This is a genomic window from Psychrobacter sp. HII-4 (assembly GCF_904846595.1).
GTDB lineage: Bacteria > Pseudomonadota > Gammaproteobacteria > Pseudomonadales > Moraxellaceae > Psychrobacter > Psychrobacter celer.
The window spans coordinates 15,544-31,474 of the sequence record NZ_CAJHBJ010000014.1 but is presented as its reverse complement, the minus strand read 5'-3'; the positions used below and the strand labels follow the sequence as shown (position 1 = coordinate 31,474).

The window sequence follows — 15,931 nt, the reverse complement described above, 5'->3', positions numbered from 1 at the left end:
TTGCTGCTAGCGCTTTTTATTTGATAGAAGGTTTTGATGTAATAGACACTCAAATCTGTTTAGCGTTTAAATGTCACCGCTTTTACCTTTGTGTATTGACCACTCTTTACGCAGTACCGACAGACTTTCAAACGTCACCAAAATCGTTGCGATCAAGATAATGATGTCCATAATGATCAGTAGCCAATTGCCATCAGTGAAGAAGGTTTTTAGCTGAATTAATAGAGCAAAGACAGTCATAACTAATAAGAAAGTCAGTGGCCCTAAGGTGTACCAAACTGGCTTACCCTTACGCAATAAAATAACCGTAACAATCATCAAGGTTAGGGCTGCCATCAGCTGATTGGTCGTACCAAATAATGGCCAGATAATCATACCACCAGCACCATCGATACCGCCAGCGCCAAAGGCCAATAGCAAACAGCTACCGACGGCAAGCAGGGTTGCAACGAAGCCTTTGTTCAATGCAGGCAAGTTATAAAACTCACCAAACTCTTGGAAAATATAACGTTGCAAACGAACACCCGTGTCCATCGTGGTACCAGCGAACAATGCTGCCATTACCGTAAGCATGGTCTGGGATAGCACGATATCGATACCGACACCAGCGTTTAGAATGGTTGCACCGCCATCAATAAACGCGCCAATAGAGCCGTCGCCAAATTTTTGATAAACCGCCTGCCAGTCTCCAAGGGTCGCAAAACCTGCCGTGGCTGCCAAAATCGCGCCAAGTGCTAGCATACCTTCGCCCAGCGCCCCAAAGTAACCAACAAAACGTGCGTCTTCTTCTTTGTCAATCTGCTTAGAGGTCGTCCCTGTCGCCACCAATCCGTGAAATCCTGAGATTGCACCGCAAGCAATGGTCACAAACAACAATGGCATGAGTGATGGTGTGCCAGCTGGCAGCGCTGTGTTTACTGCTGGCGCGACAATATTTGGCGTACCAATGAAAATCGCGGCGTACAATAGAATCAAGCCAACAAACAACTGCAAGCCATTGATATAATCGCGTGGTTGCAGCAGCATCCAGACAGGCAACAATGATGCAATTGCCGCATAAGTAAACAAAATGAGAATCCAAACCGCATTATCAGGCAAGCCAAAGACCGTTTCAGGCAACACAATTGGGAACATAGGGCCAAGATAAATCAGACCATATAAAGCAGTGACGCCAATGATAGAGACCCAAATCAGATTCATCTTGTAGCGATAGATACACTGACCGATGATAAAGGCTACCACCAATGCGCCCCAAACAGGCAATACAGCAGATGGCGTTTTGATCATCATATTGGCGATAGCAACGCCAAACACCGCATTGACCATCAATAACAATAAAAATATTACGACCATCATCAAGCTGCGCACACGTGTGCCCATGACCGTACCCGCGATAGAGCCAATCGACTGACCGCGATTGCGCATACTCGCCCAAATAGCGGACATATCGTGGACACCCGCCATAAAAATAGTCCCCAACACCACCCAAATGATGGCAGGTACCCAGCCCCAAATCACTGCAATAGCTGGACCGATGATCGGTGCCGCCCCTGCCACTGAGGTAAAATGATGTCCCCACAATACATACTTATTGGTAGGGACGTAATCAATCCCATCTTTCATCGTATGAGCTGGCGTGGGACGACTGTTGTCCAATGCCAGAATTTTTGTGGCGATAAATTTTGAATAAAACACATAACCGCAGAGCATGGCAGCAACTGCAATTAGCAGTACAATAGCACTATTCATCTTATCTCTCCCTAGACAAGTATTAGATAGCCTTATGAGTTCAAGCTTTTTAAATCAAAATCAAAAAAGTATGCTAAATTAGTGAGCGATAAAAACCCAAGAACATTGCTATCAAAGACATAGCAGCTGATCATTGATTTGATTGATAGCACCGATTTTTCATATGGTATTGTAAGATTAAAACGCTTGGTAAATGAATACAAATTTTGATGAATTTTTCTTTGTCTATCTATAAGCATGTCTTCACTTCCTGTATGTTTTGATAAAAGACATGCCTTAGATGGTAACTGATTTATTGAAGGTTACAAAGGTTACAACAGTAGTAAGACGTTAAAAACAACAAATAAAGGAGTTAGCATGGCACATTATTTTGGATTCGTTCCTTCAGACAAATTAAAAGCGCTTATTACTGAAGCAGAGCAAGTGGTTGAATCAAATGAGTCAGTAGATTACTACCCTTATCGCGACGCGTTGACTCACCAAACCGCGCGTGACCTGATTGACAACCTACTCGTCGGCTTAGTGGATATCATTCCAAACCCTGAACGTCAAGCAGCCATGCGCAAAGTGGTCGGCACCGTTGAAAAAGCGACGGACACGCTATTAAACATCCTACTGGGTAAAGAAAACAACGAAGAAGTGCTACCCAGCTTTCATTTTTTAAGAGATCGAGCGACATTTATCGATAATGATGGTATCAAGCGCATTGGTTTTCAGCTGTCTGATAAAGACGCCATGACCGTCGACAAAGGCTTTGCAGCGATTACGCCTGAGCATACAGATATGAAAACCTTTAAAACCGCGCTTGAAACCATGAACGAGGAAACGTTGACACACTTTGTCAGCCGCTACGCTGAAACCTTAAAGCTTGGCATGATCAAACGCAAATCTGTGCCCGTTGCCAAAGCGGCCATCGACAAAGGCATGTCTATGGCATTAAACAAGCTATTGCCCGATTTGCCAGATACTTCCTTAAACCGTTTGGCCAATTATTACCGCCCCTTTATCGTAAAAAAGCCAGAATAGCGAATATTATATTTTTATTAAGACTGGAATGTTGGGCAAATTTAGTAAAATTTGCTAAAATAGGCGGCACTTTTATCAAAGGCGCAACCCATGACCCAAATTAGTAACCAAGAAATCGAAAAAACCCTACGCAACTCAGAGTGCCTTATTAGCAGTATCGAAGTTGCCGCAGCTTATGAGCGTCTGGCCGCTCAGCTCAACCTGCACTACGCTGGCCTAAATCCTATCGTCATGGTCGTGATGAACGGCGGATTGATTCCAGCTGGTCAACTACTGACCCATTTGACTTTTTATCATCGTATGCATTATATCCATGCCTCACGCTACCGTGATAACGAAGGTACCAATGAGCTAGACTGGAAATTTAAGCCTGATGTCAGTATCGAAGGTGAGCACGTACTGCTAATCGATGATATTTTTGATGAAGGCATCACCCTAAAAGCCGTCGTAGAACAACTTGGTAAAGAAAAACCGCTGTCTATCGAATGCTGCGTGCTGCTAAATAAAGAACATGATCGCAAAGTTGCTGACTTTGATGTGGACTTTGTCGGTATCAACGTTGCAGACCGTTATGTCTATGGTTGTGGCATGGATTTCCATGGTTATCTACGTCACCTGCCAGGTATTTATGCCATTAAAGAAGAAGCGTAAGCGCTTTATTTAAGCGGGCATTTTTAAAAGCATCCTAATCGGATGCTTTTTTTTGCTTATAGGTTTAGTAGTGACTCTAAAACTGTAAGGCTAAGCCAGTATGGCGCTCAGTGGGCGTTTGAACGGCTTTTTCTAGTGCGTGTTTTGTACTATATATGGTCACTTGTTTTTTGGCACGTGTCACAGCGGTGTAAATCAGCTCTTTACTCAGCAGCCTTGCGTGACTATTGTCAAAAGTAATGAGCACATGATCAAACTCTGATCCTTGGGATTTATGAATAGTCATCGCATAAGCAGTGGCGATGACCTCTTCATTGAGCAAATTAACAGCAATCCCCTGCTCCTTATTTTCAAAAAACACCTCGAGACGGCTACGATCATCGCTAGTCTGCAAACAAAAACCAATATCGCCATTAAACAACCCTAACTCATAGTTGTTTTGTAGAATCATGACAGGTCGGCCATGAAACCAAGTGTTTTGACCCAGAGGCAGCTTCAGCTCAGTAAGATGCCACTGTGTAAAATAGTTATTGATGTAATGATCACCCCATTCACCATTGTGGCCGGCAGTTAATATTCGAAACTGATTGAAGGTGTTCATTAGCGAAGTAATGGTTGTTTTGACTGACTTCGGCATGGATTTTTCTATTGGCTTTTGCAGAAGATTTTTGATTTTATTTAAGTATGAGTTGTAATGTTTAGTTGCTTTTGATATTTTTTCTTTATTGCTTAGGCTATTTATTATAGCGTTATCATTAGCTGATGAAGTTGGTAAGCTATTGATATTGTTTATATACTCAAAGCTCAGCGCCTCATCATATTTTAACAACTGCCAAATAGCCTGCGTGTCCGTTTCTATTTTATTTATTTGATAAGCAAGTTTACCTATACCAGAGTCAGCGGTAAATCGGCGACTCTCTGTGAGCTCCGCATGAATCGCTTGCAAGCGCGAAATACGGCATAGATCAGCCAATACCGCCCCTGCATCTACCGCAGCCAACTGGTTGGCATCACCCAACAATATCAGTCGCGCCCCAGGCTTTACTGCGCTGACAAGATAATTTGCCAGCTCCACCCCTAGCATCGATGCTTCATCGACGATAATGATATCCTCGCCAAGTGGATTATTGGCATCATAACGCGGTCTGCCCGTACGTCCGATACCTAGCAAGCGATGAATGGTTTTGGCTTCTTGTAATTGTAATTCGACATTCGCGGCATCTAACGCGGCTTGCAAAGACTCTTGCATACGCTGTGCCGCTTTACCCGTTGGCGCGGCTAACGCTAGGCTAGCACTGTCTGTACTAAACTTGATTTTTTCATGTGCCGCTCCCCTACCCTCTGTCGCTTGCTGCAATGCCATCACCAGCTGCGCCACGGTGTAAGTCTTGCCCGTGCCTGGGCCACCTGTAATGATACTAAAGGCATTTTTATTAGCGATATCAATCGCCTTTATCTGATTTTCGTGAAGGTTGTCAGGTATCGCTATCTTAAGCGGCGTTACTTGTTGGTCTAAAATAGTATTGATGCGTGCCGCTAAGTTAAATTCCGCTTGCCACGCTCGGTGAAACCAAAACGTGATTGCTGCGTTTTGTTTATCGTCCTCCTTGCTGTTAATGTGCTGATAAACGATAGGTTGATTATTTTTGCTTAGGCTATTTTTATTTTCATTATGGTTTGCGTTTGCATTAACGTCAGCGAACAAAGTGTGCTCATCGATTAACTTAGCAAAAAACGTTAAGTTACTATTTTTCAATAACTGGTAAAGTGCCGCTACTGTATCAAGCCTTTTAACCAACATCTCTTTTTCATGATTGCTAAGTGCCAGCTGCGCCCATAGCTGGTCTTGCTTAGCAAACAAATTCTCCAGCAACATAAATATTGATGCCTCTGCCGTAATATCAACCTCTGATTGAACCGCTATTTGAGTGTCAATCAAGGCAATCAGCGGCATTGCTAGCATCTCTAACAGCTGCTGTTGCCACTCATATAGTGTCACTATCTCGCTACCAACCTGACCACTATGCGGCGCTTCATGCTCAGTTTCCTGAATGTTGAGTACAGTATGCCCCTCTTCTAAATGCGCAGCCAACATAGTAAATAGAGCGGTAAATAAGCCGTTATCTGATGCTGAGTCTACTTTTGCACTACTGTCCTTAGCCGTTGCATCGGCCTTGCTATAGGCTACATGTGTTTGCTGACGACGTAGCAAAATATAATCGCTAATATGACTGGCCCAGCTTTCTTGTGAGCTGATATCAGCCTTACTTTTATTGTTATTATTACTCATGATGTGTTCTTCTCTATATTTATATAATCAGTTCAATTTAGGGCTTTAAAAAAGTATCCTAGCAGCACTATGTTATCCTTAGATTTAATAAACTATAGACTGCTAATTTGGTATGCCAAACAACGTGTCTAAAGCCTTAATAAAATCAATGGGTATATCCCAAGTCACCAGTCCATAGCGGGCATTGCTTATTGGCTTATCAGGCATTGTCTCACTGGCTGTTGAGTCGCCGCCGCTCAGTGTGTTCGCCTCTTTTGCCTTAGTCGCCAACTGAGAGGCTGGATCATATACACCTCGTAAAAAGACATACTCCACCGAGCCCAAATATTTATCTTCATTGCCTATATAATCAGCAATTCGCATTGACAAAAACCGATGTAATGCTACTTGATAAATGGCGGCTTGTAACCAGTACCCTGCTTTCGACATTGCTCGCTTGAGCGTAGTTTCATCATAATCGCTTAGGCTATTTCCTAAAAAATTACTTTTATAATCGACGACATAATACTTGCCAGCATGCTCATATACCAAATCGATTTCACCACGTAAATAACGATATAAGTGCGCTTTGTTTTGCGGCACCAGATTGATGTGCTTTTCAGTCTCATCTGGTAGGTACTTCTCAAAAAGCTGATTGATATCCTGTGCTTTAAAACGCTCTGATAGCCCCATATTGAACTCTAATTCGGCAAACCTATGACCTTCATCAATAGCATGTAACGGCTGATTAGACGCTAAGAGCGGCGTATGTAGCACCTCTTCTATCCAGCCAATGAGCGCTTCATGCTTACCAACATCGATCACCTCCGAATCCAATAAATCAGTATTTAATGACGCACTACCACCTTTGTCTTGCGTCTTTGCTTGTAGGCGACGGCTTTGGGCCTCAGCACTGCTATACACCAGCGGCAGCTGATAGCTACTGACAGCCCTATCGATAACCTGTGGCCACTGCGATTTATTGCCAAAATCAATTTTTTCAAATATCTCATGCAAAAACGTACCCGCATTGGCACCTTTGACAAAGGTAAAACGAATATCATCCTCTGACTTGAGACTTGCCTGACCGACTTGCGCGGCAGACTCATAACTATCTGGTTCATGACCACCCAGTGACGGTGAAACTGACGTTTCGGTGATATTGATATCAACATCAATATCTACCGCATCATCTATACGCTCATCCATCACAGCCATTGTCTGCGCCGATTCATCTAGCTGACGTGCTAAAGCGGTAAAACTGGTCTTGGCCCAACCATAAAAATAATTGATTTTCATAACCTCTGAAAAATCATCATACTGAATAGGCTCGGTTTTGGGCTTAGTCGAGGCAAGCGCGCCATTATTCGTTAATGCGCTTATTGCTGTCACGCAGTTATCACGATAAAACGCATCGACCTTATGCCCTCTAATCATGCCTATGATGCCTTTGAGCCTATCTGGCAATTCAAACTTGGCCTCCTCTGAGTCAAACCAATAACACACTGGCCTGAAGTTACAATCAGTATTTCTATAGGCATCTTTTAATACCACATAAAGCTGTTCACTGGCGCGCGTAAAGGCGACATAGCCAAGCCGGCGCAGCTCATCAAAGCCCTCCTGCGTCTCAATATCAGTATAGTAGCCGTCTGTGGTCGCAGAGCCTTGCACTGGTGAGAATCGGCGCTGATTGCCTGTCGATTGCTGCGCCAACACTGACTGATTTTGTTGAGAAGCGTCTTGTTGAGTAGCATATTGCTGGCTAGGGTTTTGTTGCGCATTATAGAGATACAACCCATAGTCTTCTTTATTACCTGATTTTCTACTGGCATCGTCCATACCCAGTACATAGACAATGGGAAACTCTAGTCCTTTAGACTTATGAATGGTCATTAGCTGCACGCCAGACTCTGTCGGTAGCGGATATTGCTTAGCCCAATCACTGCTCGGCGCGCTATCTATGTTCTGTCTAAACCACGCTAGCAGCTCATACTCACCCATGCCGATACCATACTGCGCCAAGATATCCATCACATGGCGCAAATCCATAATATGACGCGCGCCTTCTGGATGCGCGGCTAGTGCTTGCCACACGCCTTGCGGCTGTACAGGGCTTTTGTCCAACAAGTAATGCATGGCCGATAATATGCCAAAGTGCTGCCAACGCTGGGCACCTTCTTTTAAATAGCTAATAAAGTCTTGATAGCTTGTCTTATTATCAATGGCTTGTGTATTAGCGCTATTTAAATCTACAACTCCTGACTCATGGTCCGTCATCATGGCTTTGACATCTCTGATGCTCAGGCCATATAAATGACTGGTCAGCACCCGATTGATCATATCGTGACGATACGGGTATAGCATGGCACTTAGCAGCGCTGCCACATCCTCTGCCATGATGGTTTCAAAGATACTGACATCACTGGTGGTCAGGGTCGGCACACCAAGCTTGACAAGCTCGTCTTCGACTTGCTTTAAGTCTTTTTTGGCACGTGCCAGCACACCGATATCGCTCGGTTGAATCGGTTTGCCTTTAAGTGTCTGATGGCTGCTAAGCAAGGTGGCAATATGACGGGCTGTGATTTCAAACTCGTCGTACTCAAGCGCCTTATCATAAGGCAGGTGCAACACACTCACTGGCTGAGCAGAGAGCACGTCATTTACTAAGTCATCTACCGAGTCACTATTTAGGTCGCTGTTTGGCATGTCTGGCTGACGAAACCAAGACAGCTGATTTTCTTGCTTTTCAGCTTTGATGTGCTGGTAATAAATACCACTACCTAACTGTGCCAGCCTATTCTCTTGAGTCACTGGCGCAGGCATACCGAACCAGCAGTTTAGAGCGTTAATCACACTGGCGTTTGAACGACGGTTAGTATCGAGCGTCCATAGGCTGCTTTTTTCAAACTGGGCTTTCATATAATTGTAGTTGGCGACATCACCGCCGCGAAACCCATAAATGGCCTGCTTAGGATCACCAACCAATAGCAAAAACTCATGGTTGGCTTTATTGCTCGCTTTATTACCCGTAGCCTGTTTATCATTGGCCGACGGTTTACGCTTCGGCAGATAGATGCTTTCAATCATAATGGCTTGCTCGCCATTGATGTCTTGCGACTCATCAATCAATGCCACTGGATAATGATGACGAATATAACGCGCCAGCTTCTCTCCTTGCCGACCGGTCAATGCTTGGTTTAAGCGTACCATCTGCAAGCTAAAGGTGGTTTCACCGCGCTCTTCTAAGATAACCGGCAGTCTGTCACGCACCGCCAGCACGATATGGCGGTTGAGGTTGGCTAACAACATCACAATATGCTGATTTAAACCATCAACCATATCCAAGATAGCCATTAATTTACTGATGGTTTCTAACGCGAAAAATGCTTCATGCTCTTTTTCTCTATTCTTATTAAAATTCTTAATTTTACCTTCTTCATTGGGATATCTAGAATCCTGCAATGAGGTAAGAATCTTATTTTCACGTTCATTTAAATAACTGGTAAACACCAGCTGATGTTCCGCTATTTTTTGATGCACCTCCATAATGGCATCAAATTGCTTGAATAAATTAGAACCACCATGAAACCCTTGAGACTTTCGATAATCAGGGTTTAAATACGGCTGAATATCTGCCAAATCCAATGTCGCAAACTCATGCAATAGCTGTTCATATAAACCAAAATCAAAATCTGCTAGCCTTACCTCATCAATCGGCGCAGAGATGAAATTCAGTGAGCGCGTCACAAAGCTCTTGTGATCGCCCACCGCCGTCAGCTTGCCTTGCTGATCCATCAATGCATAAAGCTTGGGCTGCTCATGGTACAGTCGGCTTTGAAACTGACGCAGTTCATCATGAACGATACTGTCCGTCACTTGCTCGATACTACTGTCGTCAATAATGGCCATGCCTTGCTGGTGGCCTGTCTCGCTACTGTATTCTGTAAGCCACTTTTGTGCCAAGCTATCGAGGGTACCGACAAACAGCTTATCCAAGGTCGTCAACACCAATGCCGTACGGCGAATCGCCTCTGTCATCGGATAGCTATATACATGATCAAGCAAGTAGCCAACCAGATGCAGATTGATAGGGTCTTGCATGATGTCATCTAAGCGTGCACCTTTTGCCTGCGCGACTAGCCATTTTTCACGAGTTTGTTTTGCTTGTACACGCTTTTTGGCCGCGGCTTTTTTGTCATGGGCTTTATCATAGTCATAGGCAATGTCTTGGTTGAGTTCATCAGCGTCTTTTTTAGCAGTCGCATCCGTGTCTGCGTGCTGACTTACTTGACTATTCTCCTTATCTTTATCGCTGTCTGGCGTCACTTGTAGGATGGATGGATATAAATGCTCTTTATTTGCAGGGTTGGCACTCAGGCTACTCATCCATTGCAGCAGCTGATAAAAATCCACCAAACGATCATGAATGCGCTGACGCATCTCGGCTGCCGCAGCGCGAGTAAAGGTCGTTGCAATGATTTGCTCTGGCGCGCGCCGTGCTTCAATGAGCAAGCGCAGTACGATGCCCGTAAGTGTCCAAGTCTTACCCGTACCGGCTGATGCTTCGATAAGATGCCGACCTGTCAATGCCACCTCAATCGCTGGTATCACCTCTGCCTTGGGCTCTGCAACATCCAAACCTTGAGAAGAGGGTTGGTACAATTCATCGTCAAAACTCGGTGACATAGGTGTATCAGTGATAAATTCTGTCATAGGGGCGTACACTTTTTATTATCCATTAAGCCAAAAGGTAAAAAACGAACCGTGTTAAGCAATCAACTAGCCAGCTAACTATCTAGACCTTGCAGGGCTTTATACATCGGCTCATACAGCGGCTGTACTAACGTCGTTAAGGCTGCTGATAGGGCTTTAAACGCGTCCTGATCACGCAGTACATATTGCCAAATGGCATGCTGCGAGCAGGTATCATATACCGTATCTACGTGATAATTGGGCCTTAGCCAATCTAAGAAATCTGCACGTTTTGGCCAATAGCTACCGCTCTCATCTTCACTCTCTGCCGCTTTTGCGCACTTATCAAGATAACTGAGCGCATATTCTGGCAATAAGGTAATCGGCACTTGACCGACTAGCTTGCCAAAAATTGCCCATTTTATCAGCTCGGCCAACGCATCTTCATACACAATAGGGCTGAGCTTAAATGCAATTACATCTTTATATTTACCAACTTGCGAGCTTGGCTTATTAAAACGCCAAATACTCACGCCATCATCTGCTGCGACTTGCTCGGCAGTTGTGCGTCTGGCGACTTGCCAATACAGATGTGACAACCAAAACTTGATTAAATGCTTGGGGCTAGCAGAATTGGGCAGTATATTTAACCACTGCTTGGGGGATTGCTCGGCATAGGACATGCCAGCCTGTAGATTAGCACGAGGATTATTAGCATCTATCGGTACTGATGTTGGTACTGAGCCTTTTATTTTAACCACTTTAGGTAATAGTTTTAGTAATGACGTATCATCAGCACCATTTAGCACAGATGCTAGCGCTAGCTGCACGGGATGCTCGATCGTTGGGGTCAGTAGCTGCAAACCACTTATACCATTTCCATCAACTAGCTGGGCATTATCCAAATCATTGTCCAAGCCATTAGCAACTAGCTGCTCTTTAAACTCCTGACATTGCTGCTGCAGTTTTTGCTGCTGATTGGGCAAGGTCGTTTGGCGCGCCACCCCTGCTGGCATGATTTTTTGATACATTAAAATTGAGTGGTCTTGCTTGGCTGTACTATCGCCATGGTTATTAGCGGCATCGCTCGCCAGTTCATGAATCAAATGCGCTTTGATCTGATAAGTTGTCAGATTGTCTAGGAATAGTGGCTCTTGCTGTGCCATCGCTTCCTCGCCTTGCACCACATGCACCTTTTGAGTACGCAAAAACGCCTTGGCAGGATGACGCACTTGGTAAGCCAATGCGCCTTCAACGTCTATCTCCTCAATATTGAACACCGTATCAAACATAGCGTCGATATTAATGGTGTCTATACCAGACTCTGCGTCTAGTGATAGCATCTCAGCCAATGCCGCTAAGGTTTGATTGTCTACTTGCCCCAATTGACCTAGAGAGTGTCCAAGCAGCTGAACGATGGCTTCATACTGGGACTTAGTCGGCAAACCAACCAGCTCTGTCTGCTCATAAGATGCACTATCCTTTAAGGTATGAAACACCGCTTGCCACAGCGGCGCGGGCGGAAATTGGCGTTGTTGCGCAAGCTTGGTTTTGCGCATGGCGGTATGCAAAATAGCATCCAGCGCATCTGTCTTGTCTTTGTCGACGTTCTCGCTCTGGTTGGGATGAAGGGTTGAATGAGGCGTAGACGTATCAGATGCTTGCTCAAACGCATCCGCCTCTTCACTATTTATTTCAAACAAGCTCTCGTGAAACGGCAGTGCCGGATGCTCCGTCACCAGCCATTGCTTAATCAATTTAGGTAAATAACGCTTAAGACTCTCGGTGGTAGAGTCAACACTCTCAGGCAATGCGTCTAAGGTGTCTAAGGCTTCAAGCGAGTTGACCTGCCACTGCACCTCGCCTTGCAAAAACTGCAACAGCTCACTGACTGGGTTGGCAGGCAGGTGCTCGTGGGTGTCTGTCAGACTTTGACCATTATAAAATATCCAGCACGCACTGCGCGCGCACAATAGTGCGTCTAAGAACGCACCATTGTCGTCATCTTCACTGACTCTATCACCGCGGCGAGCATTGGCAGCTTTCATCAAATCATAGCGATTATCACGGTCGCGCCCCGGGAACTCAGATAAATCCATATTGAGCATCACCACCAAATCAAAAGGCACGTTTCTGAGCGCGCCAAATCGACCAAAAGTAATCACTCCAGTCGGCTCAGCACTGACCTGCTGACTCTCAAGCTCCGCCTCGATACTGTCCAGCATAAAGCTCAGCTTAAGCGGCAACTGCTCGACACCTGCCAGCCTGTATTCTACCTCCCTGTTGGCACTATCACTACTGGCATATTGTCGATAGTGGCGATTGGCCCTCAGGCTTGATTTAAAGCCATTCATGGCATTATAGATGGCCCGCATCGTACGTGTCTGATCGACATCACCGAAGTAGCGATGAATCACTTGTGTCTCAATCTGCGCCAGCCAGTCCTCGGCTTTGAGTTTTTTTGTATGGTCATCACGGCGCGCAGTCAAGCCTGCATAAATACGGCAAAGCGCTTCAACAATCACCGCATCATTTAGGCTCACTTGCGGCAGCGGCAGAGTCATCTCTGGCAAGGCGGTGCTTGGCCAGTCCTCCTGTGCCAAAGGGTATAAGCAATCGCTCAAACTGGCCTCTGGCATCACCAGACCAAGCGTCAATCTATCTAACGCTTGAGCAAAGGTAAATCGGTAATCATAGTCGTGGCTATCTAGGGTTTGTTTAAGATGCCATTCATCAAAACCGCGAATAAAGCCTGCCTCGATCAGCAGATCACAACCACGGCTCATCTGCTCATGGGTTAAGCCGAAGTTTTCATACAGCGGTGGCAGCATTAGCCAATCAAGCACCTCAGCCGCTTCAAAGCGGGCGCTATGACTGCCTAATAACTTATAAAAACCAATAATAGCCTCCCATAGCTGACGAATATCGGCATCAACCACCCCCGTCACCTTTGCTGGCAGGGTTAAACCATCTTGACCTTTACCACTGACAAATATAGAGCTGATCAGCGCATGATGCCGCTCAACATCGGGCAGCAACACGACAATATCGGATATATGGCGTTTTTTCTCACCAGATGCTAAGGGTTCATTGAGCCAGCGCCCAATCATGATACGCAGCACTTCTAGCTGACGCTGTAGGCTATGGCATGAGTGAATGCTGAGGCTATTGTCTTGTGCAGACATCGCCCACAAACGCTCCTTCTCAAAGCGCTTGTTTTCTAATACTTCATCGTCATACCACGCCGATTCTTGCGGCTTTTGATCAACCTGCTCAAAAGACAGCTCTATTTGCTCACTGACTGCTTGCGAGACTTTGGCTGCGGTCGCTTGCTGGGTAGACTGCTCATCTAGCATCAATACATCATTTTGCAAACGCTTTAATAAGCTTGGGCTGTCTTGCGGCTGTTGCCCACTGTCATCAGAATCAATACCGAACGCATCGCTCAAGCCCTCATTGCTATCACCGCCCTCATCAAAGATGTCCTGCCATTCGACGAGTGCGTCTTGGTACTGCTCATTACCCGATAAATTCGCAAGCATCGCAAAAGTATCGCGCGACTGCTTGCCCAAACGCGATAGCAAACTGTGCCCATAATCACGCAAAAACACGCTTTCAGGGTTGATAATCTGCTGACGCTGTAGCCACGACTTGTCCACGATATCCGCCCAAAACAGCTTAGACGGGTTATAGTGTAGTAGCGTAATATCCATGTATTGCGATAAGCGCTGCAAAAAGTCGAGCTCGGTCTGTGGCAATTGCTGAATGGTAAAAATGCGCAGCACTTTGGGCAATTGCGCACGCTCATTCGCCTTGTTTTCTTTTAAGGCTGACCAAAAGGCATCCTCAAGCGCCACCCGGTGCTGATGCACATCAGCAAACAAATGCGACCATAAGAAACGCTGCGCGATCTCTAGCTCTACATAATGCGCCACCAACCAATCAGGGGTGCCTCGCGCATACTTATCGAAGCGCAGGGACAGAGCATCCTTTTCAGCGATCAGCGCCTCTACAGTCAGCGGTTTATTATGCGACCAGAGATCTAGCCAGTCCTCACGGTGGGTTAAATAGCGGTTAAATACCCTCGCCAAATCACTTGCCAGCTGCCAAATGCGCGCGTCTTGCTGTGCCTTATCCTGCTGCACTTCTTGCGGTTCATCAATCAAAGATGCCAGCAGTGGATAAACGGGATGTTTTTCATCAGCGACAATGGCTTCTTGATAATAAGTCAAATAACCAAACAAGCGCCACTGCATCACCGTTGGTGACAGCACTGCCACCTCAGGTACATTCAATGTGGCCGCATCAGGGTTTTGTTCTAGCAAATAGGCATTGTGACGGCTCAACACATCTTGCATCAATGTCCACTGATACTGACCCCAAAACGTCGTCGTCACTAAGGTGCTGATACCCGCTTGGCTTGCAATAGACTTATCTAGCCAATCACCAAGCACCATGGACGGTACAATGACCACAAACTTCTCAAAGACGGGTTGGTTTTTGGACTTATAGGCAGCTAACAACTGCTCAACCAACAGCTCGGTACGGTGGGACTGAATGATTTTAAACATAAAGGCGATCTAATTGGAGTGATAATAAAATAACGAGGCGACGGATGCATACTAGGTACGATCAGGTACAGTAACGTGCAAACATAGCCTGTCATGGTGCAAAGCATAATAGCAATGCTGCCGACGACACTCATCAATTCATGTTTGATGATCGTTCGCTTGTTACATTTCTGCTAGCATAATGTCAATATCAGAATGCATGATAAAGCAGCTTGATAACGATAAAAAGCACAAGATGCGTCACTTGTCGATCAGTGTGCCATTGTTTATGGCGGTTTGCCAGTATATCATCTGCTCAGCAAGACAGCCTGCGACAACGGATGTCGTTAAGTTTTTACCTTAACTCTTTTGTCAACGAGATAAACAACTACTATGCCCCTGCGCCCTATTGATGCCATTTTCGTCCATCCAAAAAAACGGCTGTACGTCGTCTATTATCGCGGCGAGCTTTGGCAACTGCCACGTATGCGAATCAACGATAACGCCTGGCAAAACCGAAAGCCTTATACTGACGATAGTAGCGGACTCTACTTGAGCATTCATCAAGCCATCAGCGATCCGATACTGGCACAAAAGCTTCGTACCCTAAACCTCCCCGCCGCCGTCCACGGTAGCTCACTGTCACGTTTTGAAGCATGGTGGCAGGCACATGGCTTTAAATGGCTCAAAGACAAGCTATCAACAGGTGAGTCGCCGCTTGCCGCTCATCAAGTAAAAACCATTGACAACAAACCCACTTCCCCTTCACACTATCATCCAGCAGCGGCGAGCAAAAATGATGATACCAGCGCGCCCAGCCGCCTAAAAACCAACAGTCCAAGCGGCAACGATTCGGCCGTAAATACCGCTGCCACGACGGATATTTTTGCAGACATGCTGGCAGATTTGGCAGAGGAAGTGCTGCATCAGTCGCTTTAGGGATAATAACCTGATAGCAGAGCTCTTAGGGCGCACTCTGATATCGAAGTCTGAT

Annotated in this window: 7 protein-coding genes; 3 read left to right on the top strand and 4 right to left on the bottom strand. The window is 45.6% G+C overall.

Features of this window, described 5'->3' with window-relative positions:
- Positions 1-66: 66 nt before the first annotated feature.
- The gene (locus JMX98_RS08195) at positions 67-1,749 is read right to left on the bottom strand and encodes a carbon starvation protein A (RefSeq protein ID WP_201585851.1); all 1,683 of its coding nucleotides are present in this window, start codon (positions 1,747-1,749) and stop codon (positions 67-69) included.
- Positions 1,750-2,106: 357 nt separating this feature from the next.
- On the opposite strand from JMX98_RS08195, the gene JMX98_RS08190 reads away from it, so the two are divergent.
- Both JMX98_RS08190 and JMX98_RS08185 read left to right on the top strand, forming a co-directional pair.
- Positions 2,107-2,775, top strand: a complete 669-nt coding sequence (locus tag JMX98_RS08190; RefSeq protein WP_201585849.1) for a hypothetical protein — start codon at positions 2,107-2,109, stop codon at positions 2,773-2,775.
- Between the two features lie 90 nt (positions 2,776-2,865).
- Complete coding sequence (locus JMX98_RS08185) at positions 2,866-3,426, top strand: hypoxanthine-guanine phosphoribosyltransferase (RefSeq protein WP_105245837.1); 561 nt, start codon at positions 2,866-2,868, stop codon at positions 3,424-3,426.
- Between the two features lie 76 nt (positions 3,427-3,502).
- Here JMX98_RS08185 and recD read toward each other — a convergent pair whose 3' ends face one another.
- The 3 genes from recD to JMX98_RS08170 all read right to left on the bottom strand — a co-directional run bounded on the left by recD (position 3,503) and on the right by JMX98_RS08170 (position 14,958).
- Positions 3,503-5,716: an exodeoxyribonuclease V subunit alpha gene (gene recD / locus JMX98_RS08180; RefSeq protein WP_201585847.1), complete on the bottom strand. Its 2,214-nt coding sequence runs from the start codon at positions 5,714-5,716 to the stop codon at positions 3,503-3,505.
- A 102-nt stretch (positions 5,717-5,818) separates the two neighbouring features.
- On the bottom strand, positions 5,819-10,408 hold the full coding sequence (locus JMX98_RS08175; RefSeq protein ID WP_201585845.1) for a UvrD-helicase domain-containing protein: 4,590 nt from the start codon (positions 10,406-10,408) through the stop codon (positions 5,819-5,821).
- 74 nt (positions 10,409-10,482) lie between these two features.
- Positions 10,483-14,958, bottom strand: a complete 4,476-nt coding sequence (locus JMX98_RS08170) for an exodeoxyribonuclease V subunit gamma (protein ID WP_201585843.1) — start codon at positions 14,956-14,958, stop codon at positions 10,483-10,485.
- 372 nt (positions 14,959-15,330) lie between these two features.
- Between JMX98_RS08170 and JMX98_RS08165 the strand changes: the two genes are divergently transcribed.
- Positions 15,331-15,876, top strand: coding sequence for a hypothetical protein (locus tag JMX98_RS08165; RefSeq protein WP_201585842.1), 546 nt, complete (start codon positions 15,331-15,333; stop codon positions 15,874-15,876).
- Positions 15,877-15,931: the final 55 nt, after the last annotated feature.

Excerpts from the sequence above, each read along its gene's own strand:
- JMX98_RS08175 (WP_201585845.1), bottom strand. The coding sequence starts at position 10,408 with ATGACAGAATTTATCACTGATACACCTATGTCACCGAGTTTTGACGAT.
- JMX98_RS08165 (WP_201585842.1), top strand. The coding sequence starts at position 15,331 with ATGCCCCTGCGCCCTATTGATGCCATTTTCGTCCATCCAAAAAAACGG.
- JMX98_RS08190 (WP_201585849.1), top strand. The coding sequence starts at position 2,107 with ATGGCACATTATTTTGGATTCGTTCCTTCAGACAAATTAAAAGCGCTT.
- JMX98_RS08185 (WP_105245837.1), top strand. The coding sequence starts at position 2,866 with ATGACCCAAATTAGTAACCAAGAAATCGAAAAAACCCTACGCAACTCA.
- recD (WP_201585847.1), bottom strand. The coding sequence starts at position 5,716 with ATGAGTAATAATAACAATAAAAGTAAGGCTGATATCAGCTCACAAGAA.
- JMX98_RS08195 (WP_201585851.1), bottom strand. The coding sequence starts at position 1,749 with ATGAATAGTGCTATTGTACTGCTAATTGCAGTTGCTGCCATGCTCTGC.
- JMX98_RS08170 (WP_201585843.1), bottom strand. The coding sequence starts at position 14,958 with ATGTTTAAAATCATTCAGTCCCACCGTACCGAGCTGTTGGTTGAGCAG.